This window comes from Mesorhizobium sp. M0077 (assembly GCF_040322955.1).
Lineage (GTDB): Bacteria > Pseudomonadota > Alphaproteobacteria > Rhizobiales > Rhizobiaceae > Mesorhizobium.
This window is the reverse complement of the sequence record NZ_JAMYUL010000002.1, coordinates 303,208-326,925: the sequence shown is the minus strand read 5'-3', so window position 1 is coordinate 326,925 and position 23,718 is coordinate 303,208. Positions and strand designations below refer to the sequence as shown.

Genomic DNA, 23,718 nt, shown 5'->3' with positions numbered 1-23,718 from the left:
GGGGGAAATGGCCGGCAGGCCAGAGGGGGGTGTGCCAGAAGGCCATCATCGCAGATCAATCATCTCAAAACGCCACCCTATCACCGCCCTTCAGCGCCAGCATCTCGCGCGCCTCGGTCGGCGTTGCGACCTCCAGCGACAGGCCATCGAGAATGGCGCGTATCCTGCGCACCTGATCGGCATTGGATTTCGCCAATTGCCTTCCATCGTAGAGACTGTCCTCCAGCCCGACGCGGACATTGCCGCCCATCGCCGCCGCGATCGAGATCAGCGGCATCTGGTGGCGGCCGGCGGCGAGCACCGAGAACTGGTAGCTGTCGCCGAACAGCTTGTCGGCGATGCGCTTCATATGGATGAGATTGTCGGGATCGGCGCCGATGCCGCCGAGAATGCCGAGCACGAACTGGATGAACAGCGGCCCCGACACCAGCCCGCGGTCGCGAAAATGCGCCAGCGAATAGAGATGGCCGACATCGTAGCATTCGAACTCAAAGCGCGTGCCGCAGCCCTTGCCGAGCTTTTCGAGCACGCCTTCCATATCGGCAAAGGTGTTCTTGAAGATGGTGTCGCGCGTGGCTTCGAGCAGCTTTGGTTCCCACTCGTGCTGCCACTCCCTTGGCTTGTCGAGCATCGGGAACAGCGCGAAATTCATCGAGCCCATGTTCAGCGAGCACATTTCCGGCTCGGCCCGCAGTGGTGCCGCCAGCCGCTGGTCGAGCGTCATCAGCGACGAACCGCCGGTGGTGATGTTGATCACCGCATCGGTCGCTTGCTTGATGCGCGGCAGGAACTGCATGAACACCTCAGGATCGGCGGTCGGCCGGCCGTCTTTGGGATCGCGGGCGTGGAGATGCAGGATTGAGGCGCCGGCCTCGGCCGCCGCGATGGCGTCAGCCGCGATCTGGTCCGGCGTCACCGGCAGATAGCGCGACATGGACGGGGTGTGCACCGAGCCAGTGACCGCGCAGGTGATGATGACTTTCCTCGGCGCCATTCTTTAGCCCTCAGCCTTCGACCGGCAGGTCGAGTTCGGCGGCCAGAACTTCCAGCGAATCGCCGATGATGGAAATGATCTCGCCGACCTCTTCAGCCGTGACGATCATCGGCGGCGCCACCATGAAATTGTCGCCGTCGACACCGCCCTTGACCCTGCGGCCGTAGATGATCAGCCCGCGCTCGTAGGCGAGGTCGAGCAGGCGCTGCGTGGTTTTCTTGCCCTGCTCGATCGGCCGCAGCGTGTCGGGATCGGCAACCATCTCGGCGCCGGTGAGCAGGCCTTTGCCTCGGACATCGGCGATGAACGGAAAACGCTTCGCCAGCCCTTTCAGCCCGTCCATCAGCACGTCGCCCATCGCGGCGGCATTGGCGATCAGGTCGAGGCGGTCCATCTCGCCGAGCACGGCGAGCCCGGCCGCGCAGGCGAGCGGATTGCCAGCATAGGTGTGGCCATGCTGGAAGCCGCCCGACGCCAGCAGCGGCTCGACCAGCCGCATCGGGGCGGCCAGCGCGCCGAGCGGCGCATAGCCGGAGCCAAGCCCCTTCGACAGCGCGACGATGTCGGGCTTGCAGTTCCAATGGTCGCCGCCAAGGAATTTTCCGGTGCGGCCGGCGCCGCTCATCACTTCATCATGGATGAGCAGGATGCCGTAGCGGTCGCAGATCTCGCGTATACGCGGATAATAGCTGTCCGGTGCGACGAGGGCCGAAGTCGCCGCACCGCCGATCGGCTCCATGATGAAGGCGAGCACGCTGTCCGGGCCCTCGGCCTGAATCTTCTCCTCCAGCATGTCGGCATAGCGGACGCCGCGCTGCTCCATCGAAAGATTGTCGCGGTCGCGCCATGCCGTCGGCGCCGGCACGGTCGGCATCACCCGCATCATCGGTGTGAACGTTTCGGCCAGCGCATCGTCGCCGGTTATCGAAAGCGAACCCAGCGTGCCGCCATGATAGGAGGGAAAACGCGTGATAACCTTCCAGCGCTTCGGCTGGCCGGTCGCGACCGCCCATTGCCGCGCCAGCTTGATGCAGGATTCCGTCGCCTCCGAACCGCCGGAGACGAAGAAGATTCGGTCCATGCCCTCCGGCAGTTTGCCGGCGAGCTCCCGCGCCAGTTCTTCCGCCGGCTCGTTTTCGAAATGCAGGCGGTAGGCGAAGGTGGCGCGGTCCATCTGCCGCTTCATGGCGTCGAGCACGTTGCGGTTGGAATGGCCGATATTGGCGACCATCGGTCCGCTCGATCCGTCGATGAAGCGGCGGCCGTCCTGCGTCCACATATAAATGCCTTCGGCGCGGTCGATCAGCGGCCGGCGCAGGCTGGAGAGGTAGAACAGGTGCGAGGGCGCGCGCGTTCCTGAACCAGTTGATGAGGGCTTCTGCATGTCAGGACTTTCCGAGGTAGCGATCGATTACATTCCTGGTCACGCGCTCGACCATCGGGTCCTGCCTGAGCAGGCCGGCGACCCATTCGCAGCTTCCGGCGTGGAAAACCTCGCCCTTGCCGCGCGGGAAATTGACGATCATGCCGTTGCCGCGTTTGACCTTTTCCAGATTGGCGTCGGTCGCCTCACCAAACAGCGTTTCGGCCGTAAAGCGGCCATCCTCGTCGGTGAGAAACTGGTCCTCGATCGGGATATCGGCGCTTTCCTCGACCTGGCTCGCCATGCCGACGGCCAGCACCTGCAGCCCGTCAGGCGCACCGCTGTCCGGTGTCGGATAGGGCAGGCCGCCGCGGATCTCGAAATCGAGCCCGTCGACCTCATAGCCATAGACATGACTGTCGGCGCCAAGCAGGTCGCCATAATAGATTCCGGTGCCGGCAAAGGCCCAATGCTCGGGCCGATAGACCGGAAAGCCGCGCACGCCGCGCGGCGCGCAGCCGCCCCAGCCGGCATAGACGCCCCTCGTTGCGTTGAGGCCGAAGGTCAGAGCGCCGGGACGGCCGATCTCCGGCGCTTCCCAGGAGTTGGTGGCGCGGGTGACGTCGCCGCCATAGGCCGGGTCTTCGGCCCGCGCGCGGTATTTGTAACAGACCTGCCGGCGGCCTTCGTCCTCCAGCCTTGTCTGCCACATGAAATTGCCGGCAAAGCGCGCCGCATGGCCGCCGCGCTCGACGTAGCTGTCGACGGCGTCCCGCATTTCCCAGGTCCAGTACTCGTCATGGCCGACGAAGACCACGCAGTCATAGCCATCGAGGATTTCGGGCGAGAAGTGCAAATCGTGCTGGCTGGCGAGATCGACGCCGTAGCCGGCGCGCTCGGCAAAGCGGAAGAAGTGGCAGTCATAGCTCGCCCAGCCGGAGGAGGTGTATTTCTTCGAATGTCCGGTGGCGTACGCCCATTCCATGTGCGGATAGCGCGGCACTGTTTTCGGCGGCACCGCGACCTCCAGGGGCACGCGCGGCGCGTCCTTGGGCAGCACGACAAAGCCGCGGCACCACGGCCGCTGCGTCGACACCATGCGCGCATACTGGTCGCGGCCAGGTCCGGTGATACCCTGATAGGCGTTGGAGCCGCCCCAGGTGTTGTAGGACAGCCAGGTGCCCGTCGCCGCCACCTGCAGCACGCGACCGGGTTTTCTGCCGGGCAGGGGCGCGACGATGATGAGGTGATGGCAATGGATAGGCTCGCGCCCGTCCGCCGTCAGCGTCAGCCGATAGGCGCCGGATGGCCAATCGTCGCCGATGCGAAATTCGAAAGACGCCTCCCAGCCGCAGCCTTCGACCGAGCACTGGTCGGGCGTATCCTGCCAGCGCGCCGAAAGCCCCGTTTGCTCGAAGACCTTTGTCTCGCTGCCGCCGTCGCGGACAATGACAATGCTGAAGCGCGGCGCCGTCGAGCTGACATGCAGCGTCACGCTCTCGCCGGCGCGGTAGGAAAATCGATCAGAATAGCACCAGATCTCGCCCCGCTCGCCGTCCATTCCCGGCCATTCATAGTAGTGGCCGCGCACTGCCTCGCGGCGCTGCTCGGGCGTCAGTCCGAAATCGGGAAATTCGGTTGGCAGATGGGTCATGAACACCGGAAAAGTGACAGGCCGCCATTTCGGCCATCTGCCGGCCAAGCGTCAAATGGAAACGATCGGGCCAGCAATTGCATACGACACAATTGCTTGGCCGCTCTTGGCCGCACCCGGCAAACCGACTATCTCAGGCGAGGCGGTATGTTCCGCCTCGGGAGCCGGCATGCTGAGAGTGCAGAAGGTCAAGGTCGATGACATCTACGTGCCGACGGCGCGCAAGAAGACGCTGCATCCCGAAACGGTCCGGCACCTGGCCGAAGACATACTGGAAAACGGCATGAAGACGCCGATCCAGGTTCGCAATGACGGCAAGCGCCACATCCTGGTCGAGGGCCTGCACCGGCTGGAAGCCGCCAAATGGCTCGGCGAGACCGAGATCGACGCCTATCTGGTGCAGGCCAAGCGCCACTGAGGCGCGCGACCCGATCGAAAACAGCCAAACCGGTCATTCTTCCGCGGATTTTTTCGCAGGGCATGTCGGCATGCGGCGTGCTCGCTCGTCCTTGGGGCGGAACCCGAGGAGACCGACATGTCCAGACCAATCTATTTCGCCATTCTTGCCTCGGTCGCTGCCTTGTTTGCAGCGCCCGGCCCAGCCAATGCAGTGGAGACCAAGCCCGCCATGACCACCGGAGCAACAGCCATGCCGAAGCCGGAAAAGTCCGGCCTGCTGCCGATCGACGGCCTGAATTACTACTATGCCGTCTACGGCAAGGGCGAACCGCTGCTTCTGCTGCATGGCGGCCTTGGCACGTCGGACATGTTCGCGCCGCTGCTGCCGAAGCTGGCGGAAAACCGCACCATCATTGCCGTTGACCTGCAGGGCCATGGCCGCACCGCGCTCGGCGAGCGACCCTTCAGCCTGGAGGGGATGGGCGACGACATGGCTGGTATCGTCAAGGCGCTCGGCTATGACAAGGTCGACGTGCTTGGCTATTCGCTGGGCGGCGGCGTCGCCTTCCGCATGGCCGTTCAGCATCCCGAGACGGTGAGACGTCTGGTCCTGGTCTCGACCGGCTTCGCCGCCAATGGCTTCTATGACGAGATGCGCGGCCAGCAGGCGCAGGTGAGCGCGGCCGCCGCCGATTTCATGAAGGACACGCCGATGTACAAATCCTACGTCGCCGTCGCCCCACGTCCCGACGATTTCCCCAAACTGCTCGATGCGCTGGGCAATTTCATGCGCAAGGATTACGACTATTCCGCCGATGTGGCGAAGCTGAAGATGCCAGTCATGCTGGCCTATGGCGACAGCGACATGTACAAGCCCGAGCACGAGATCAAGTTCTACCAGATGCTCGGCGGCGGGCTGAAGGATGCCGGCTGGATGCGTGAGAACCTGTCGCAGAACCGGCTGGCCATCATTCCCAATCGCACCCACTACGACGTCTTCTTCGCACCGGATCTGACGGCCGCGGCACTGCCCTTCCTCAATGGCGAAACCAAGGTGAAGACCTGGGACGAAGTCCTCAGCGAAACGAAATAGCTTGCCTGAAATGCATGCCGGCCGTCTCGAAGAGGCGGTCGGCTTTTTTGTGCCTGCGAAGCTACGGAGCCTTGGCGCAGCGATTGGTCGTATCAGCGCAATCGATGGCGCCATCAGGGCTTTTCAATTGACCGAAAGGTACCTGTCGATATCATCAAGAGACCTTCAGTGTGATGGGTTCGAATGATGACGAAATACCAGGGCGGATGCCATTGCGGGGCAGTGCGCTACGGCACCGAGGCGGCGCCGCTCAACCAGCGCGTCTGCCACTGCCGGCGCTGCCAGAAGGTCATCGGCGCGGCGTTCAACGCCCGCCTTTTGTTTCGCATCGACGATGTCACGGTCGAGGGAGAGGTGGCGACGGTCAACACCTCTCCGGACCTCAAGCGCGGCTTTTGCGCCGCTTGCGGCACCACGCTGTTTTCCCGACGCGACTCCGCCGGCATCGTCGGCATCACCACCGGCTCGCTCGACGATCCCTCGCTGTTCAAGCCGGAAATGCATATGTGGACCGCCTCGAAGCAGCCCTGGCTGCAACTCGATGACGGCCTGCCGCACCATGAAGGCGCGCCGCCTCCGAACTGACGCCGGCCTTACCGGAAATTAATCCCGAAACCACGACATAGCCGGCAAAGCGTCATTGGCGGGCCATGATTGCCTGCCTATCTATCGTCTGCGGGCCGGTATCGAGGAGACGACCGATGAGCGACAGAATCAGCACCCTGGACGAGCTTTTGAGCGACCCGATGGTCCTCCTCGTCATGGAGCGTGACCGCGTGCGCCCCGAACAGGTTCGCCTGCTGCTCGAACGTGCCCGCCGCCCGGCCGCCGACGCCGTGCCACCGGCGCATGTGGTGGCCAAAAGCTGCATGCAGCAATGGCTGGGAAGGTAAGGGCTTCCCCTTCTCCCCTTGTGGGAGAAGGTGGCCGAGCGAAGCTCGGTCGGATGAGGGGTGTTCCAGGGAACGCCAACGCCTCACTCCGCTGGAACACCCCTCATCCGTCTCGGCGCTACGCGCCGATCCACCTTCTCCCACAGGGGGAGAAGACAAGAGGGCCAATTCCTAACAACTTGATTCAAACTTTGTTGGTAATTTCTCGTTAGTAATCGAGGCCGGTTTGTCCGGCGGCGTCTGTTTGCCATCGGTCTGTTGTGTTTTGCGTACAGGTCCAGATGCGGATTTCAGGCGTCGTCAGTTTTGTCGTGGCATCGATTTGCCTTGCCGGCTGTTCGTCCACAGCGGGCGTCGATGGCTTGCAGCCGTCGAACGAGACGACCAGTTCGGTCGTGCGTCCGAGCGCGCCGGTCACAGCGGCTCCGGCGGAGACCGCCGACCTCGCGCCGATGCGGTCCGACATGGTGGCCGACAACGCTGTGGCCGACAATGCGCCGCCCTTTTCCATGGTCGAGGAAGAAGAGGCCATCGTCGCGGGCACGCCGCAGGGGAGCACCAGACCACAGCTCGAGCCCGCCGCTCTGATGTCTGCGCCGAAGCGGTTGACGCGCGCGGCGCCGGCCATGCTGGCCTCGCCGGTCACCCGCTACGGTTTCCGCGACGCCAAGCCGATCAATTTCGGCAAGGCTTCGCCACGCTACCTTGCCGTCCACGGCGTCGACGTCTCGCGCTGGCAGGGCAATGTCAACTGGGGCAAGCTGCGTGCCCAGGGCGCCAACTTCGCCTACATCAAGGCGACTGATGGCGGCGACCATCTCGACCCGATGTTCATGAAGAACTGGCGCAATGCCGACGCCGCCGGGCTGAAGCGCGGCGCCTATCATTTCTTCTACTGGTGCCGCACTGCGGGCGAGCAGGCCGACTGGTTCATCCGCAATGTGCCGAGGGTCGAAGGCGCGCTGCCACCGGTGATCGATGTCGAGTGGAACGGCGAATCTTCCTGCAAGCGGCGGCCGTCGCGGGCCACCGTGCTGGAAAAGATGAAGGTGTTCATGGACAAGCTGGAGCGCCATTACGGCCAGCGGCCCATCATCTACACCGCACCGGATTTCTATCGCGACAATCTCAAGGGTGCGTTTCTCGATTATCCGTTCTGGCTGCGCGCCGTGGCGCGGCATCCCTCAAAAGTCTATCCCGGCCGCAAATGGCTGTTCTGGCAGTATTCCGGCTCCGGCCTGTCGCACGGCGTGACCGGCCGCATCGACCTCAACGTCTTCCATGGCGACGAGCGCGCCTGGCGGGCATGGGCAGGCGGGCAGACGACCGTCGCCGACGCCGACTGAACGTCAGGCCGGTGCCGGTGCGCCTGCGCTGCCTGCCGCTGCGCCTTGGGTTGAATTTTCAGCGTCTCGCTAACGATCCGCTCACTCTGTCCTTTAGCGGTATCGCAACAGCCTTCCGGTAACGTGCCCGTGATCGGGTTTTCGGAGGGATCCATGCGCAATCCAGTTGTGGCTGTCGCACTTGCCGCCGCCGTCGGCTACGGGTTTTTCAGTTCGCTCGGCCACATGCCGGGCGGAAGTGGCGCTTCGCTGGCGGAGTCGAAGCAGAACGTCGTGTCCTATTCCACCGAGGACAAGGCGATGCAGGCCGCCAAGGACAGCGGCCGCTCGACCCTCAAGCGCTTCCACGAACTGATGGACGCCGGCACACCCGGCACCTACACGGTAAAATTCCCGCTGACCCAGAACGGTGCCACCGAGCATATCTGGCTGCAGCTGGTCGGCTACAGCGACGGCTCCTATATCGGCCTGCTCGCCGACGTCCCGGTCAATGGCAACAAGTACAAGATGGGCGACAGGATGACGGTGACCGAGGCCGACGTCGAGGACTGGATGATCAAGAACGGCAAGGTGATCTATGGCGGCTACACCACGCGCCAGGCGCTTGCGGATATGCCGAAGGAACAGGTTGCAAGATACGGGTTGACCTTCAAGGACTGAGGGTTGAGGCGGGGGCGAGTTTTATCGCGGTGCCTAGAGGGCTGTCGCGCTTTTCGCGTTCGCGTATCTCAGCCGTCTGCGCCAGCACCCAGTCGCGAAACACCTTGATTTTGGGCGCGTTGCGGCGGCTCTCCAGATGCACCAGCCAATAGCCGTCGCCGTCCGAGCCAAGCACGTCGAATGGCTGTATCAACTGGCCCTTTTCCAACAGGGCGCTGTAAAGGTTTCTGGTGAGGATCGCGGCGCCCTTGTCGGTCAGCGCCGCCATCGCATCATAGGCCTGCGTACCCAGCTTCGGGCCAGCGATGACGCGATCGGGCTCGAACGGCACGCCGGCAGCCTTGAACCAGATTTCCCACCAGGGATCGTCGGCACAGCATAGCGGCAGTTGGTAGAGATCCTCAGGGCGGTGGATGCCGCCGACGCTTTCGGCGAGTCTCGGGCTGAGCATCGGCGTATAGTCCGCCTTGAACAGATAGTGAGCCGTCAGGCCCGGCCATTTTCCACTGCCGGTGCGAATGCCGACATCCATGTCGCCGCGCGTGAAATCGACCAGCCCGTGCGATGTATTCACCTTCACGGCAAGATCGGGATGCATCAGCTGGAATGTTCCAAGCCATACGGCCAGCCAGTTCGATGCGAAGGTTTCCATGGTCGTCACCGACAGCACGCCGGTCGCTCCACCCTTGGTGGCGACCCATGCGTCGGCCAGGGTCGAGAACGCGCCTGTTGCGTGCGGCGCCAGCTGCTGTCCGGCCTCGGTCAGCGCGATCTGCCTTGTTTTTCTTATAAAAAGCGGCGTTCCGGCACGTTCTTCCAGCACCTTTATCTGATAGCTGGCAGCTGATTGGGTCATGCCGAGTTCTTCGGCTGCCTTGGTGAAACTGCCCAGCCGGGCCGCGGCTTCAAAGACCCTGATGGCTCCTAATGGTGGTAGTTCCCAGCTCATGACGCATCAATCCCGCTGATGCATACTACGCGACGTTCGATTGGAAACCAAGCCCGGAAAACGGCATGCTGCATTCATTGGATCAAACCCTGGAGGATACGGCAATGACCACCACCATCGCTCTCTACAACACGCTTCGCCGCCCGGTGCTCGACCTCTTCACCGCGCCGTTCAGGCCTCGCAAGCACGGCCTGCTCGACCGCCGCTCGCTGTCGGATCATTTCCTCAGGGATATCGGTATGCTTGACGGACGCGTGCCTCCCGGCACCATTGGCTAAGCAAGCTCTTTGACCAGGGGAGGGAAAGATGACTGTGTTATCCGAGGATCTGGCGAAGAGCCGACAAACGATCAACGCCTATGAGGACTATGCCGAACGCTACGACGCTCTGGTGCGGCACGTTCCGAACCAAAGAGAACAGAAATGGCTGAAGCGCCTGGTGAAGATCGCCGGCAAAGGTGGCCGGATTCTGGAAGTCGGTTCGGGACCCGGATACGATGCGGACTTCGTCGAAGGGCTCGGTGTCCAGGTTCGGCGCACAGACGCAACGAAGCGGTTTCTCGAGTTGCAGGCCGCACGCGGCAAGCAGGGTGAGTTTCTCGATCTCGTCACCGACGATCTCGGCGGCCCCTATGACGCGGTGCTCGCATTGTGCGTCCTGATCCACGTGCCGCGCGAGCAGGCCGACCAGGTGCTTGCCAAGATTGCCGGGGCGCTGCGGCCGGGCGGCGCCTTCCTCGTCTCGATGCGCATTGGCGATGGCGAGAAGAGCGGCGAATATCATACGGTCTACTGGCGCAGGGACGACTTCGCGGCCCGCCTCGAAAACGCCGGGCTGGTCCTTGTCGGAGACGAATTCAACGTCGGCCGCGATCGCGAAGAGTGGACCACCTTTCTGGCTTTGAGGCCGTCATGACGCGCCGCGGACTGTTTTTGTTCGTGCTGCTCAGCCTCCTGTGGGGCATTCCCTATTTGTTGATCAAGCTGGCGGTTGCCGAGGTGTCGGTGCCCTTCCTGGTCTTTGCCCGAACAGCCGTCGGCGCGCTCGCGCTGCTGCCCTTCGTCCTTGTCCAGCGCAGTTTCGGATGGCTGAAGACACATTGGCGGGCGGTCGCCGCATTCTGTCTGGTCGAGATGATCCTGCCATGGGGGCTGATCACCCATGGCGAAGTCAGCATCGACAGTTCCACCGCCGGACTGCTGATTGCCATGACGCCGGCCGTAACCGTCGCGCTCTCAAAGCTGATGGGCTCGGATGAGCGGCTGGGGATACGCCGCTGGACCGGTCTTTTCCTCGGTTTTGCCGGTGTCTTCGTGCTGGCGCTGCCGACCTTGGGTGGCGGATTTCTCGCGGTCGTCGAGATTCTCATGGCCGCGGCCTGCTATGCCTCGGGTTCGATCATCGCGTCGCGCTGGCTGAACGATGTGCCGGCAACCTCGCTGACGGCAGTCTGTCTGGCAGGGGCCGCGCTGATCTACGCCGTGCCGGCGGCGTTGGCCTGGCCGGCGGCCATGCCGTCGACAACGGTGGTTGGCGCAATCCTCGGTCTTGGCGTGTTTTGCACGGCGATCGCCTTCGCCACCTATTTCCTGCTGGTGCGGGAGATCGGCCCCGAACGGGCGGTCGTCATAACCTATGTGGCGCCCGCCGTCTCCGTGGCAGCCGGCGTGCTCGTCCTTTCGGAGCCGCTCGATATCGGCATTGTCGCGGCCTTCGCGCTCATCCTGTGCGGATCATATCTCGGCACGTGGCGCGCTCCGCCAGAACCGTCCGCGTCCGCGACCTCGGCAAGTTGACCGGCGGCCGCCAGCCGCCGTCAGAAATAAGGTCGCAGGTTCTCGCGAATGCGGTCCAGCACCGTCTTTCCCGAGATATCGGCGGTGAAGGTCTTGCCGGTGATGGTCTCAAAGGCCTGCGTGTAAACCCGCGATGTCTGCTCGATGAGCTCGGCGGGGATTTTCGGAATACGATCCTTGTAGGGATCGCAGCGCGCGGTCACCCAGGCGCGAATAAAGTCCTTGTCGAAACTTTGCGGCCGCTCGCCCGCCTTGAAACGCTCTTCATAGCTTGCCGCAAGCCAGTAGCGGCTTGAGTCGGGCGTATGGATTTCATCGGCAAGGATGATGGCGCCATCCTTGTCCGTGCCGAACTCGTATTTGGTGTCGACCAGGATCAGGCCCCGCTTGGCGGCCAACGCTTTGCCGCGCGCAAACAGCGCCAGCGCATAGCGCGAGACTGTGTCCCATTGCTCTTCCGATAACAGGCCGCGCGTCAGGATCTCGTCGCGCGTCAAGGGCTCGTCATGACCGCCATCGAGCGCCTTGCTGGTCGGCGTGATGATGGCCTGCGGCAGCTTCTCATTGTCGCGCAGTCCGTCCGGCAGGCGGATGCCGTACATATCGCGTTCGCCGTTCTTGTATTTCGTCAGCACCGAAGTGCTGGTGGTGCCGGCGAGATAGTCGCGAACGACGATTTCCACCGGCAGAATGTCGAGCCTGGTGCCGACGACGACATTGGGGTCGGGATAATCGAGCACATGGTTGGGGCAGATGTCCGCCGTTTCCTCGAACCAGTAGCGCGCCGTCTGCGTCAGCAGCTCTCCCTTGAGCGGTATTGCGGTCAGGATCACATCGAAGGCGCTCAGCCGGTCGGTGGCGATGATGATGCGGCGGCCATCCGGCAGATCGTAATTCTCGCGGACCTTGCCTTTGTAGTGGTTCGGGAGTTCCGGAATGAAGGCATCCGAGAGAACGCGCAGTGCTGTCATCCTGGTCTCATGGCTCCTAACAGTTTGGGCGACTCTTAACAAAGTTGAGGGGGCTTCGATACCCGAGGAAGGGCGGTTCGTCCTTTGCGAATAATCAAGACATTGCCTTCGCCGTGCTATCTATTTGCAGCTTCCGGCACTCCTGGGGGACGCGGTGGACGTAGAGCTCAAATTTCTGATTGTCGGATTTGCCTGCGCGATCGCGGGCGGTCTGTCGTTCATCACCTTCGTCAAATGGCGCGAGGTGCAGGCGATGAGCCACTGGCTGCCGGCGACGGGCAAGATCATCTCGTCGCGCGTCGAGGCGCGTGAAGTCAGAAGGTCGGGCGTCGGCTCGGACAGCAGCGACACCACCGAGATGCGCAATTTTCCGGCGATCACCTTCGAATACAAGGTCGGTAAAAAGAAATATCAAAGCTCGCGCTACAGCGTGAAGGAGAATCTGGGGAATTTCGAAGTCACCGAAACCCTGGCGCAGTTTCCCACCGGCGCTGAAGTGACCGTCTTCTACAATCCGGCCAATCCGGGCAAGGCCGTGATCGAACGCACCCTGCCGGACGGCGCCTTCAAGTTCATGGTCAAGCTCTCGGCCTGGCTGGTGATCGGCACGGTGGTGTTGGTGTTTTCGCTCGGTGGCGTGCTGGAGGCGATCCGGCCGCACCTGCCCAAGCCGCAGAACCTCGGCGCCGGAGCGCTGCTGCTGTTCATGGGCCTGATGATCCTGCGCATGGCCTTCGTCCAGAAGTCGCTTGCCGAGCAGGCGGCAAAATGGCCGGTCGCGCCCGGCCGCATCGATTCCTCCGGTCTGCAGGCGCTACGAAACTACAGGGGCCACCGACGCTGGAGCACCGTTTTCAAATCCCGCATCGTGTACAGCTACGGCGTCGCAGGCCAGCACTACACCTCAGACCGCGTCACCTTCGGCGCCACGGTCACCGCTTCAATGCCCGGCCTCGTCAGCGGCCAAGGGCGCAGCTATGCCGAGGGCGGCAAGGTCGACGTGCATTACGACCCAGCCAACCCCGCCTCGGCAGTGCTGGAATGCAGGGTGCGCGGGCTTTGGCTGCTGTGGGTCTGTTCGGCCGCGTTTTTGGGCGGCGCGGCTTGGCTGGTCGGTTTTATCTGAGGCGCCACTTTTATGACGAGACATCCAATGATCGTTCGCAGGCTGGCCGTCGTTTGCCTGGCTCTGCTCGGCGCCGTGCAGGCAGCGAGCGCAAGAGAGTGTCTGCTAAGCCACGCCACCTATCGCGAGCCGCGTTCGGGCGCGGTGTTGCAATTCCGCCCGCTCGACAATGAACCGGCGGCACTGACGGTCGAAGTGTTTTCGGTGACCGTCCCCAACACCGACACGCGCTTGCCGGCCGACATCACCTGGACCAATGGCAAAAATTCGTTTCCGCTCGGCACCATCCGCCATGCCTGCACCGACGACGACCGCGAAGCGGGGCTGGAGGACGGCAGCGGGATGTGCCGGATATGGATGGGCCAGGTCTATGCGTTGACCGGAGGCGGCGCCGAGCAGCTGAATTCGCGCGAAGCGACACCGGCGCCGAAAGGGCTGTTGCTGCCCGATTTCGGCGCGGGCTTCACCGAATTTGCCGATTTCGCCAATGCCAATCCGGACGGCTCGGCGTGGGACGCCTTCACATTGACAGGATGCAGCGATGAATAACGCCATGAGATCAATTGTCTGGATTTGCGTGCTGTTTGCCGCCGCGGCGATATCAGCCGCTGCATATGCGGACGAGCCGTCGCCGTCGCGCCCGCCGATCGACAAATGCGTCTGGGAAAAAATGGCCGACAAGACGGTTGGGCTGGCCGCTTGGGCGCAGCGCTGCGATTTCGGCTTCCGCCAGATCCATTTCGAGTTCGCCGGCAATGCGCTCGCCATCAAATACAGCGATGGCGGCGCGCCCGATCCACTGGTCGAGGTATTCGATATTAAGGCAGGCGAAACCGCCGAGCCTGCGGTGCTGCGCCTGCTATTGGACAAGACCGACAAATCAGTCAGCGCCCGCTGCGTGCTGGTACCCTACACCGAAGGCACCGTGCCCGCCGGCGTCAAACGCTACACATTCAGCCCTGATGCTGCCTATGCCAAAGAGCTGAAAGCGGTGGTGAGTGATGACGTTCCCGAACCACCCTGCGGCGACTGGGGCGAAATGCCCGACGGCATCCAGTACTTCGAGGTACCGGCGGGGCGGAAGGTGCTGTTCGTACGGGCGGGGCAGGACGAGCCGTTGTTTGATGAGCAGACGCTGCGGGTGGTGTCGGCGGGGTAGGTGCTGAGATCCTGATCGCAGGATCTGTCTTATGCTTCGACGTATTCCGCGAGGCTGACGCCTTTCGGCACGTCCAGCCCATCGGCACGCAAGCCTTCGATGTGAAAGCGTATAGCGTCGCGAACTTCGGTTTCCACTTCTGGCACGGTCGCACCGGTCGCGATGCAGCCGGGTAAGTCCGGCACATAGGCAGAGAAATTGTTTCCTGTTTTTTCGATCACTACCGCGTAACGCATTGACCACTCACAGATCGGTTTGATCGATCAGCCTACTCAGGCCTTTCTTCGATTGTATGGAGACTGGTTTGTGGGCTTTAGGGACACCCCTTCCTCAGAAGCCTTCGATTGCACCGCTCCCGGTGTACGGCCAAGCTTTAGGCCGATAATGCGTGTAGGGGTGTTATCTTTCGCCAAAACCTTAAGCTGCTTAATCTCTGCCGGTTGCCATATCTTCCCTGAATTGCGTTCTGTCTTCGGTGTCTTAGCCATTTTATGACCTTTATTTGCGTTGCTGCTTTGTTCTACAAGGGTCTTACGTGCAAGGCAATCTGTCTTGCACGTAACGATTTAGTTTCTCGCAGCTAATTTAGGAATATCCCGTCACTCTGCATGCGGCACTCGCAGGCGTTCCTGCAGAGGGGTTTGGTATCTGGAGCAGTATTGCCCTATAGCCGCGCAGCAGCGGCGGATGCCGTCCATGCGGCGTAAATATCTATGCGTTGAGTGCGCCGCGCTGTGATTGCTTGCCGTTAAAAAATAACGAGAGTTGACCGAGGGGGTCCGGAGTCCGTTCCAACGAAGCTCTTTTTGGGAGTTCGGAAATTACAGCTTTGATCCAATTGCCATCGTTGGACGCAACGGTTTCATTTTTTCGTACTTTAAGCCGACTCAAGTGTCGACTAATTCTAATGGCCTGCTTCTCAGTCAATTTATATGACTTCCGAATTTCGTTTGCTGATTTATATTTTTTGCAAAAGGAATACGGATAAAGGAAGCAAAGAGCAAAAGCTGTTGCTTGCCATTCGGCGCTATTAGGTAGGGGGGTATTTCTGACGCTGTCGCTATATACTGCGTCAGCGTTATTCAGGCCAAGCGCCGCATACCTGTGATGTAGAAACAGGTGCCCAACCTCATGGAGGAGAACTTCCATAGCGAACGCCGACTTATTTGCGGCGGCCTCATAGATGCTCTCGGATACAACGATCCCCAGCGGGTCTTCAGAAATGAAGGCGCGCCGCGAGCCCATCGTTACATCGTCTTCTATGAAGAGATAAAGCCCCGGAAAAATCTTAGGTAAATCGATTTCCAGATATCGAATTATATCCAGTTCTCCTTCGCCAGGCCCAAACGCGGACGTCCGAATTGTCTCTGCCAAACGATTGATTTGGTGGAGAGAGGCTCCTTTGGCGACATAGACGTTTTTCATCGCACATCACCGTATCGTGGCTGCGAAACGCGCGTAAGCCTGTAAGTCGGGTCTTGGGCCGCAAGTGCTGCTTCAACCTCTTCGAGATCTAAGCCGAGAACTCCCATCGCCAGCACGACATAGTGCGCAGGGGGTATCTTTTGGCCACTCTCCATAAGAGAAATATCGCGGGGACTTGTATTTACCAGTTTTGCCATTTCAGGTCGGGTCATTGTCATGGCTGTACGCCCTTCGGTACATTGCTGTCCAAAGGGCGTAAGCTGGTAGTGGTCATTCGACGCCACAACTTTTGTTGTAGCCATTTCGGTTGGTGCGAGAGCCAAAGTTGTATCCAGGCCCCTTCAGATCTAATTGAAATTGCAGGCATTTTAATTGGGAATATATTCCACACCCAAAGTTAGGTACCTGCCAGACGCAAAGTTGTATCCTGATGTGCCTGACAAGGGTTTTCTGGCCCCGTTTCTGGCATCAAGATCAAGTCTATCTCGTGCGGGACGAGGTATTTGCGCCTGGGCGATGGCCGAGGCCGCTCTCCCGTTAGCATCCAGATCGCGCCCAAGAGGAGCTGGGCAACCCGTCACCGCGGGAGATGGCGCTGAGACCACAGTCTGACTGCTGGCGAGCCCGCGATGCCCCTGAGCAGAGTGGCGCGCGGGACGACGGCGGCACTGCCAACCGGGGTCTTGGCGGGAAGAGACCAGCAGAGGACTAGGCGGATGACCCGCGCCGACGGACTACCTTGACGCTATGAAGACGGTCACGAACCGACGGTGACAGCGAGATCAGGGCAGATTCCGAACGTTTATCCTCAGCATCGAGCTCTTCAACACCGATTGGAGAGCGTGCCTCCGGGCCTGAGTTGGAAGATCCCTCGGGGGGAATAGGCCTACGAGATGAGCCGTTGACGTTTGCCAATTGGCGCCTGACCTTGGTTGGGTTCAAACAAGAGGAGCCACGGTCATGGAAGATGGAAGCCGGAAAATCTACGTGACGAGCGAAGCAGAGAAGCTTGAGGTTCTCGCCGGGCTCGAGTTGTCCGGAAGCGTTCGCACCCTGAATCGGCTCCTCGGGACAAGTTACGCCGACTTGGCGGCTTCGCAGTCCGAAGAGGTCAGGGCGAGATACGCGAGATGGCAGGAGGTTGCCCGGAATGGACTGGCCATCGAGGCGGAATGGGGCGAGGGGGCTCTCCTGAATCTTAACGATCCAGTCTTCGTCGACATGCGAGCACGAGGGCAAATGAATCCCGTCCGCGTCCGGAATGCGGAAGCGTATGCCGCAGCTCATCCGCCGGCTGAGTTCAATTCAGCAAGCTCGTTGTAGGCGCGAATTTGGGTGCCGACCACTGTGTGCCGCACCCCGGTGCTAGCCGGAATCACAATAAAGGTTCCTTCGCTTTCGTCCGGCGCCTTTCCGTCCTCCGTTAGTTTCAGCTGAAGGTAGATCTCGCCGTCTTGGCTCATATCGACCAGGCGTTCCTCGTACTGGCTGATATGGCCGGGTTTCTCGTTTTCTTTGTTATGTTCAGGATGTTCCACAGGCATACTCAAGCTCCCTTCTAAGGACTTATGCGTCGGCAACCCGTAACCCTTGAAACATTGCGGTTTCGTTATCGTGCTCGTCGCGGTGTAGAGTCCGCGCATCGTCTTGCCGAAGCGGGTCGACACCAAACGCGCGATTGCTGTCCTAAGGCTTCGAACGGTTCGCCGATGCGGTTCTGGAAATCGACCCGCCAAATCCTCGCTATGTCCTCGCGGCTGCAAGAGTTTGCCGAAAGGAGCCGTCCGCCGTTATCGGCTCCAACGCCAACAAGACGCTTCATTTGCTGGCCAGCCCGTACCTGGCTCCGTTCTTGATCGCCTCTCGGCCTGCTCTCATCGCTGCCTAGGCTTTTGCCAGTCCCGCTAATTGCAGATTGACTTGAACGGACCGGTCTTCCCAACCAGGGGGCTCGACACGAACTGCTCGGGTTTTCAGCAGGTTATGCAGGGGCTCAACAAAGTGAGATTGAAAGTCCCGGTTGTCGGTAACGCCTGCGATCCTGATTTCGATCGATGGGGGCGCTAACGAGTCTGCAGCGCGCCGGAGCATTCGTTCGGCATCCACCGCAAGGATTAGCGCCGTGACAGACGCTAAGTCAGGCAAGGTCATAAGTTCGAGCCGCTTACGGCTTCGGTAGAGTTCAAGGTCGCTGAAACTGGCATCCAGTGTCCACAATTTTGCGGTGGTTTCAATCCTTCGACAAAGCACGATGCTGGTCCCCCACCATTGTGTCCTATTCATCAACCCGACGGCGCTTCGTCCATCAAGTCCTGTCGCCCCCAGACGCTTCGGTACCCAAAACTCGCTGTGCCGACGAAAATCGTCTCCTGCAACACGCAGTCCTTCAGGATAGTGCGGGAACAGCTTATGCGCATCATCCGTCCAACCCCGAAAAATGTCATACGGTGAAACGTTGCCCCATTTCCGATAATCGGCGACCCAGCGCGCATCCATAGGCCTGATTGGTCCTGGCGCCAAATCGGGCATCTCTGCAGGAGCCTTAATCTCGCTGTCGCGCTCGCCTGCCTCTGGATGTCGATGCAGCATAGGATCATTGACCCTTCCGCCACGCTTACGGTCGTAGATCAGTCGGCACGGTACTGCCAAAGCGATGAGATTCATGGTGCTCTCTTGGACACCGCTAAGAAGAGGATGCCGGCGAGATCCGAAGAGAACGCGGTCCGTCATCCAACCTTCCTTCGACCAGCGACGCTCCCAGTGGCTCGGAGCGTCGCTAATCCTGGACAAAAGCCTATCGATGTGGCGCAACATGCCGTCGTAATCGCCAGCATATCTGGGCCGTCGCGCCTTCTTCAATGCCAGATCAATATCGCCAACGCTGTCCTGCTCCCTCAGGAGGCTGCCGAACAGCCAAACTTCTTCGACAAAATTGACCGCATCGGGATCTTGATTGAGAGCGTTGACGCGGTCGAGGAATTCATCGAGCTGTGTCTGTGCCTGGGAATAAGGTGTCCGTCGCTTCGCTTTCGCACGCGCGATGGCTTCGCCGCTGTCGGTAAGCTTAAGCGTCTCTTGGTCGATTAGCCCTCGGTCAAGGCATTCTTCAAACACGATCGCGCCGTCCCGACGCAACGGGAATACCGATTTGAGATCGATTACGTTTCCTGGCGATCCGGTCCTCTCAAAGCTCTGCAGCGCTTGCTTGAAAACCGCAGGTCTGTAACCGGCGATCCGCATTCTCCCATCGAAGCTGATCCCCACCGCTTTCCTCCTTCAGCCTGCGCACAATCGAGGGATGCAGCACAATTTGAAAGCGAGTCAATCGATCAATAGTCCTTTTACGAAATCTCGGGAAGGATTGGATCTGCTCGATCACCTGAGGCTTGAGAACGTGCGTGCCGTAGCTGCCGTGCGCCGGCTCGTCGCAAAGTGATCGCACAGGAGGCGGGGCGCGATCGAAACGATGTGTTCGGCTGGTCCATTTGATGCCGTCCTTGCCTTCGCGCTGGTTTCTGCGCGCCTCGAATGCTTGGCGTACGAAGTCGGCGTGACAGCCCTGAACACGACGCCGGAAGAAGCGGCAGCGGTCCTTTGGCAGGTCGCGGAACGCCCATCTCAGATTTCGTCGAGAATTTCCAGGCAGCGAAGTTTCACGGAATGGTTCGGAGGCCCTGCCGAGAAGGCTGTGGGAGAAAGCGCGGTCGGATATCGGGAAAGAGATTGGAGTGATTACGGCAGGACTGTTCGATCCACAATCCAGCTGGTTCTGCTCAGAGCGGCCTGAGTGACGGACCCGGTCCTTGGCGGAGCTTTACGGAGACATCCTCGCGCTGTGACAGCGAGTTTGCCGGGAGGCTATCTCGACTTCAACTGCCTTCAACAGAGCCTCGTTGCGCCTGTCGTTGGCGGCGACGTCCGCCTCGGTTTGGGTGATTGGACGACTAAGGTCGGCGTCGTTGTAGTACCGCCCCTGTTTGTATGGTGATCCCGGCGGCGCGAACTTCACCTTGTAGATGAGGATCGCCATTATCGTCTCGCCGCTGAGCCGCCTTATGTCTTCAGGAAGGATCACCTCCTTGTATGCGCGCATGAAGTCAACGCCATGCCTTTCGGCCGATGGTACCGGAAGGCTCCGCATAGCAGTTTCGAGCTCGCCGGCAGGGAGGCATAAGATGACTCGGTACGAGTACCTTGAGTTTCCAACCGTCAGTTCCCAGAAGGGCGGCAGCGCCGGATCGTAGAAAGGGTTGCGCTGGAAGTGGACGACGTAGTTCGGAGTGCGTCGGATCCAGTTCTCATGGAAAACTGTCGCGGGAATGCCCAAGTAAGCATCAGCGCCGGTAGGGCGGCTCATGTTTTTCCTGCGTCGCATCCTTCATCTCCTCGATATCTCGGGAGAAGATTGCGCGGCGCGATGCAAGCTTCAAAGCTTGGCTGCCCCGGGGGGACTTCAAGGGCTTTTCGGCCCTCCAAGATCAGCATTAGCTGCATTTTGGCCTCGGAAGCCCCCGTCCAGCGTTGGAAGAAGCTCAAGCTCGCCTGGCAGCAAAAGCCACAACGGGAATCGGAGCAGCGTGCAGCTTTTGAAGGCCGGCTCACTGTTCTGATGATCTAAAAAAGCGCTTGAAAAGCCGGAAGCACCGCCCTATAACATGTTCATGGCTTTGCCACGGGGTCTGGCTTTACGCTGACCGCCATAAGGGACCTTCGGGTCCCTTATGTGTTTCTAGGGTTCACCCATTCCTTGTATGGATCATCGTAGCAGGAGTACTTGACCGCGATCGTCTCGTCGCCGTTGCTCCTCAAATCGATAATTTGTCCTGCTTCTGACAATCGGTCGTGCGCTCGGTTTTTCAAGCCGGTTGGACGGTGACCGAGGGGGTGAAGCACAAGGTCAGCCAATTGCAGCATGGGATTGCTTTTCCCGTCTGGCCAAATGGTCAGAAGCGTCTCTGCCAGCTCATCTTTCGTGAGAGGCGTATGCTTCGATGAGTTTGTTGCATCAAAGCCAGTTCCTTTTTTGAGAAGTCCCTCGAAATAATTTTCGATGAGGCGATCCTCGACCGCGCCTGATCGTTCATAAGCAATAGAGAGTTTCCGGCCAGCGAGCCTCGCGTACTTCGCCGCACGCTCGACGGAGATGTCGAAGGCCGTCCGGCTCATCTGCCATCGTGATCCTTCAGCGTGCTTCTCATAGTACCTGTCTCGATAGCCCGGGCGGCAGATCACGCATGCATGGGCCGTAATACGATCATCGATGATCAGAGCTTCCAGCTCTTCGAAGAAGAGGTTCCTCCGTCCCTCGTCCTGTTTCAGGAAACCGAACTTGCCCTTTCCGGATCGAATCTTATTTCCGTGCAGCTCCGGTACACCCCAGCGCTTGCAGAACCGAATTGTGGCATCAGACAGCGCCTGGACCGCCTCCGAAGGAACGATTATCCCGCCGAGGCCAAAGCTGAAGATATGAGACTCCATAGGCAGGGCGTCATAGGCAGGGCGTCACCCGGTTTGCACATGGTACGAGTTCCGAAATCGTCCATGAAAAAAGTCAGGTGAGGCTGGTCGTCGTTCACAGTATTTCTTTCCACCACAATTGCTGTCGACACTGAGCTTTGCGAGAACTACATCCATTCGGGTTTACAGATTGTTTTGCGTATCGCTCTTTGGGGTTTCGGATTCGGGGCACGTACCACAGAGCAATGCCCGGGAGTCGCCCTTACCGTCTCGCGACGTTGACTATGCCGCCTGGGCTCGTTTGGAGCAGAAGCCAGAGACCTCAATTTTATTGCGCTTCGTCACGACTATGGAACGGTCGGCTGAGATTGCCGGATCGGGAACGGGCGAGTGGAACTGCCGGAGCGACATGGAAGCGTAACGCGCCCCCTCATGGAATCGCGCCTCATCTCTTACTATGGTGTCAGCTTGCTTCGGCTTCCGGGCGAGCCAAAGGGAGCGGGATATGAGGCGTGCTGCGGTTGACGTCAGCAACCTGGCGCCTGACCCTTTCTGCATCGAGAACAGAAAGGTTGCGCGATGGAAAACGAGCCACGGTATTTCTGCAGGCTGACCGAGGATGAAAAGCTTAGTGTCCTCGCCGGGCTCGAGCGGTCCGGCAGTGTCAGAATGATGGCCAACGTCTTGAAGGGGAACTTCTCGGACTTGGCGACCTCGGCGTCGAAGGACGTCAGGGCGAAGTACGCACGATGGCAGGAAGTCACAAAGAAGTGGCAGGCCATCGAGGCGGAATGGGGCGAGGGCGCCCTCCTGAAGCTCGACGATCCGGTCTTCGTGGACTTGCGTGCAAAAGGGCTGTTAAATTCGGATATCATCCGCAATGCAGAGGCATATGCCTGCGCTCACTCGTCCTTGCCGGAATTCAACACTCCGAGCGCCTTATGAGCGTCTCCCAAGTCACCAACCACGGTGTGTCGTTTCCCGGTCTTCGCCGGAATGACCACGTAGGCGACATGCTCTCCGCCCTTCCGTTGTTCAACGATTTCGCCATCGCCGTTGCTGTCGACCGGACCTTCTTCGATCTCCGGGGCGATGTCGTCGGAATGGTTCCCTGACAAAGTCTTGCTCCTTCCACTAGCTTCGCTTTCGGTAGCGACCAGCTTTCGAATCCTTGCAGTCCGCTGGTTAGCGCGATCCGGCCACATTCGGCACTCACGGATTCACTGCTGATGTCAAGCATACGTGCTGGATATCGGCGAGCTGGAACGTTCGGCGTAGTGGGCGATCCGATTTCGAAACTCCTTGATCCGCATGAATCCGCTCCAGATGAGCGGCCACCTTGTTTCAAACTGGAGATCCATCGGACGGCAGCGTTTTAGAAAGGAGCTGGCGAAATTTCCACGCGCGTGCAAACCTCGTTGCTTGCGCAAAACTCAAGCTAATTCTGGATTGCGAGCCGATCATGAGGTATGGGGGCGCATGCCCAGACGCGGCGAAATGCCGAAGTCTTGCCTGCTGCATCTTGCGTCTTGGCGCATAGCATTCCGATGACGTCCAATGTTTTCTCGTAGTTCTCCACCACCGGCTTGCATATCAGGTCCTTGTGGTGGGCTACGTTATTTCTGAACGTGCGGACGAACTCCACTCCATCGTGAAGGTGATCGATATTCTTCTCTTTCGGGAACCCCGCCAATATTGTGTGGAGTTCGGCTCTCCATAGATGCGGGTGGAATTTCCTCGTGAAAACGTTCACCCAGAAACCGAAAGTCAGTTCGCTGGTGATGTAGTCGGATAGGTCGCCTCGGCGTCCCTTATCGATTTCGCTCTGATAGGCGTCCGTCAACTGCTGGGCAAGGTTCGACTTTCCCAACCGATAATCGAGGAGATCGGTGCTACGGTACCATTGCCTGCCATATTTGCTCGCGAGCCTTCTCATCGCGACGTTCCGAATCGTGATCTCTGCGATGTGCAACGTTGGCAGAAGCGAACCAGCGACCGCAGCATTCCACGTATGCAAGCGTACCGCTAGTCGCAGGTCGCCATCGGCCAAATCGAGGTAGCGCTTCATACGGGCAGGCGATATGGTTTTCTTCAGTTTCTCCAAGGCTGCGATAGGCACGGAATTTGGGCCTTGCAGAAAGTGATCAGCTACCTTATAAGTTTCGCATGCGCTGTCGGGTTCCATTTCTGCACTAGCAGTCAAATCCCCGGTGGACACAGACATGGGGGTTGGACCTACGGGTGCCAGCCCCCCTTTGTTTTCAGCCTCTACAACGCCGTTCAAGCATCATTCTCCGTTGGTTCGTCATTGCGACCATATCCGGCGTTCTTTCGCTCCACAACAACCAGATCGCCAGCTTCCTCACCGTACTCGTATGCAACGCCGTCAATGGCAACGCCGCATGGTGAACTGTTTCCTACATTGTCCTTTTA

Annotated in this window: 26 protein-coding genes; 13 read left to right on the top strand and 13 right to left on the bottom strand. The window is 60.0% G+C overall.

The genetic code is table 11. The features are described 5' to 3' along the window. Positions 1-64: 64 nt before the first annotated feature. The 3 genes from kce to NKJ57_RS05760 are packed head-to-tail and all read right to left on the bottom strand — an operon-like array spanning position 65 to position 4,011. Complete coding sequence (gene kce / locus NKJ57_RS05770; RefSeq protein WP_023743112.1) at positions 65-994, bottom strand: 3,5-dioxohexanoate:acetyl-CoA acetone transferase; 930 nt, start codon at positions 992-994, stop codon at positions 65-67. Positions 995-1,004: 10 nt separating this feature from the next. Further along, positions 1,005-2,378, bottom strand: a complete 1,374-nt coding sequence (locus tag NKJ57_RS05765) for an aminotransferase family protein (protein ID WP_023743111.1) — start codon at positions 2,376-2,378, stop codon at positions 1,005-1,007. Position 2,379: 1 nt separating this feature from the next. After that, complete coding sequence (locus tag NKJ57_RS05760; RefSeq protein ID WP_352511250.1) at positions 2,380-4,011, bottom strand: N,N-dimethylformamidase beta subunit family domain-containing protein; 1,632 nt, start codon at positions 4,009-4,011, stop codon at positions 2,380-2,382. 169 nt (positions 4,012-4,180) lie between these two features. Here NKJ57_RS05760 and NKJ57_RS05755 point away from each other — a divergent pair, with 169 nt between their 5' ends. From NKJ57_RS05755 to NKJ57_RS05730, 6 genes are all read left to right on the top strand, one after another. Then, complete coding sequence (locus tag NKJ57_RS05755) at positions 4,181-4,429, top strand: ParB N-terminal domain-containing protein (RefSeq protein WP_023694150.1); 249 nt, start codon at positions 4,181-4,183, stop codon at positions 4,427-4,429. 117 nt (positions 4,430-4,546) lie between these two features. Further along, entirely contained in the window at positions 4,547-5,503 is a 957-nt protein-coding gene (locus tag NKJ57_RS05750; protein ID WP_352511248.1) for an alpha/beta fold hydrolase, read from the top strand. A gap of 186 nt (positions 5,504-5,689) precedes the next feature. Then, on the top strand, positions 5,690-6,088 hold the full coding sequence (locus NKJ57_RS05745; RefSeq protein ID WP_023684918.1) for a GFA family protein: 399 nt from the start codon (positions 5,690-5,692) through the stop codon (positions 6,086-6,088). A gap of 116 nt (positions 6,089-6,204) precedes the next feature. Then, positions 6,205-6,396, top strand: a complete 192-nt coding sequence (locus NKJ57_RS05740) for a hypothetical protein (protein WP_023669058.1) — start codon at positions 6,205-6,207, stop codon at positions 6,394-6,396. Between the two features lie 281 nt (positions 6,397-6,677). Beyond that, positions 6,678-7,742, top strand: a complete 1,065-nt coding sequence (locus NKJ57_RS05735; protein ID WP_352511247.1) for a glycoside hydrolase family 25 protein — start codon at positions 6,678-6,680, stop codon at positions 7,740-7,742. 153 nt (positions 7,743-7,895) lie between these two features. Continuing rightward, complete coding sequence (locus NKJ57_RS05730; RefSeq protein ID WP_023684921.1) at positions 7,896-8,402, top strand: DUF2314 domain-containing protein; 507 nt, start codon at positions 7,896-7,898, stop codon at positions 8,400-8,402. Here the strand turns inward: NKJ57_RS05730 and NKJ57_RS05725 are convergent. Further along, positions 8,392-9,351: a LysR substrate-binding domain-containing protein gene (locus NKJ57_RS05725; RefSeq protein WP_023684922.1), complete on the bottom strand. Its 960-nt coding sequence runs from the start codon at positions 9,349-9,351 to the stop codon at positions 8,392-8,394. The two genes, NKJ57_RS05730 and NKJ57_RS05725, sit on opposite strands and share 11 nt — an antisense overlap. Positions 9,352-9,455: 104 nt before the next feature. Here NKJ57_RS05725 and NKJ57_RS05720 point away from each other — a divergent pair, with 104 nt between their 5' ends. The 3 genes from NKJ57_RS05720 to NKJ57_RS05710 are packed head-to-tail and all read left to right on the top strand — an operon-like array spanning position 9,456 to position 11,147. After that, positions 9,456-9,629 (top strand): hypothetical protein, encoded by a 174-nt coding sequence (locus NKJ57_RS05720; RefSeq protein ID WP_198022463.1) that lies wholly within the window; start codon positions 9,456-9,458, stop codon positions 9,627-9,629. A gap of 28 nt (positions 9,630-9,657) precedes the next feature. After that, positions 9,658-10,266 carry a class I SAM-dependent DNA methyltransferase gene (locus NKJ57_RS05715; protein ID WP_352511245.1) on the top strand — a complete coding sequence of 203 codons (609 nt, stop codon included), beginning with the start codon at positions 9,658-9,660 and terminating at the stop codon, positions 10,264-10,266. Beyond that, entirely contained in the window at positions 10,263-11,147 is an 885-nt protein-coding gene (locus NKJ57_RS05710; RefSeq protein WP_023739360.1) for a DMT family transporter, read from the top strand. The genes NKJ57_RS05715 and NKJ57_RS05710 overlap by 4 nt, the downstream gene beginning before the upstream one ends. Positions 11,148-11,167: 20 nt before the next feature. Here NKJ57_RS05710 and NKJ57_RS05705 read toward each other — a convergent pair whose 3' ends face one another. Further along, positions 11,168-12,109, bottom strand: coding sequence for a phosphoribosylaminoimidazolesuccinocarboxamide synthase (locus NKJ57_RS05705; RefSeq protein ID WP_023739359.1), 942 nt, complete (start codon positions 12,107-12,109; stop codon positions 11,168-11,170). Positions 12,110-12,272: 163 nt separating this feature from the next. On the opposite strand from NKJ57_RS05705, the gene NKJ57_RS05700 reads away from it, so the two are divergent. Genes NKJ57_RS05700 through NKJ57_RS05690 form a run of 3 tightly spaced genes read left to right on the top strand, consistent with a single transcriptional unit; the run spans position 12,273 to position 14,403 of the window. Then, complete coding sequence (locus tag NKJ57_RS05700) at positions 12,273-13,244, top strand: DUF3592 domain-containing protein (protein WP_352511243.1); 972 nt, start codon at positions 12,273-12,275, stop codon at positions 13,242-13,244. 27 nt (positions 13,245-13,271) lie between these two features. Then, positions 13,272-13,793, top strand: a complete 522-nt coding sequence (locus tag NKJ57_RS05695; protein ID WP_352511241.1) for a hypothetical protein — start codon at positions 13,272-13,274, stop codon at positions 13,791-13,793. Positions 13,794-13,797: 4 nt separating this feature from the next. Further along, a complete protein-coding gene (locus tag NKJ57_RS05690) occupies positions 13,798-14,403 on the top strand; it encodes a hypothetical protein (protein ID WP_352511239.1) in 606 nt (201 codons plus the stop codon). 29 nt (positions 14,404-14,432) lie between these two features. Here NKJ57_RS05690 and NKJ57_RS05685 read toward each other — a convergent pair whose 3' ends face one another. The 6 genes from NKJ57_RS05685 to NKJ57_RS05660 all read right to left on the bottom strand — a co-directional run bounded on the left by NKJ57_RS05685 (position 14,433) and on the right by NKJ57_RS05660 (position 21,306). Beyond that, on the bottom strand, positions 14,433-14,639 hold the full coding sequence (locus tag NKJ57_RS05685) for a type II toxin-antitoxin system HicB family antitoxin (protein WP_023816570.1): 207 nt from the start codon (positions 14,637-14,639) through the stop codon (positions 14,433-14,435). Between the two features lie 475 nt (positions 14,640-15,114). Beyond that, the gene (locus tag NKJ57_RS05680) at positions 15,115-15,828 is read right to left on the bottom strand and encodes an ImmA/IrrE family metallo-endopeptidase (RefSeq protein WP_352444732.1); all 714 of its coding nucleotides are present in this window, start codon (positions 15,826-15,828) and stop codon (positions 15,115-15,117) included. 1,283 nt (positions 15,829-17,111) lie between these two features. Continuing rightward, complete coding sequence (locus NKJ57_RS05675; RefSeq protein ID WP_352511237.1) at positions 17,112-17,495, bottom strand: hypothetical protein; 384 nt, start codon at positions 17,493-17,495, stop codon at positions 17,112-17,114. Positions 17,496-17,712: 217 nt separating this feature from the next. Next, positions 17,713-19,092 (bottom strand): hypothetical protein, encoded by a 1,380-nt coding sequence (locus NKJ57_RS05670; RefSeq protein WP_352511235.1) that lies wholly within the window; start codon positions 19,090-19,092, stop codon positions 17,713-17,715. 550 nt (positions 19,093-19,642) lie between these two features. Then, positions 19,643-20,203, bottom strand: a complete 561-nt coding sequence (locus NKJ57_RS05665; RefSeq protein ID WP_352511234.1) for a hypothetical protein — start codon at positions 20,201-20,203, stop codon at positions 19,643-19,645. Positions 20,204-20,547: 344 nt separating this feature from the next. After that, positions 20,548-21,306, bottom strand: coding sequence for a DUF3800 domain-containing protein (locus tag NKJ57_RS05660; protein WP_352511232.1), 759 nt, complete (start codon positions 21,304-21,306; stop codon positions 20,548-20,550). Between the two features lie 558 nt (positions 21,307-21,864). Here NKJ57_RS05660 and NKJ57_RS05655 point away from each other — a divergent pair. Continuing rightward, positions 21,865-22,230 carry a hypothetical protein gene (locus NKJ57_RS05655; protein WP_352511231.1) on the top strand — a complete coding sequence of 122 codons (366 nt, stop codon included), beginning with the start codon at positions 21,865-21,867 and terminating at the stop codon, positions 22,228-22,230. Here NKJ57_RS05655 and NKJ57_RS05650 read toward each other — a convergent pair. Both NKJ57_RS05650 and NKJ57_RS05645 read right to left on the bottom strand, forming a co-directional pair. After that, complete coding sequence (locus tag NKJ57_RS05650) at positions 22,188-22,490, bottom strand: hypothetical protein (protein ID WP_352511229.1); 303 nt, start codon at positions 22,488-22,490, stop codon at positions 22,188-22,190. The genes NKJ57_RS05655 and NKJ57_RS05650 overlap by 43 nt on opposite strands. Before the next feature lie 233 nt (positions 22,491-22,723). Next, on the bottom strand, positions 22,724-23,569 hold the full coding sequence (locus NKJ57_RS05645) for a hypothetical protein (RefSeq protein ID WP_352511227.1): 846 nt from the start codon (positions 23,567-23,569) through the stop codon (positions 22,724-22,726). Positions 23,570-23,718: the final 149 nt, after the last annotated feature.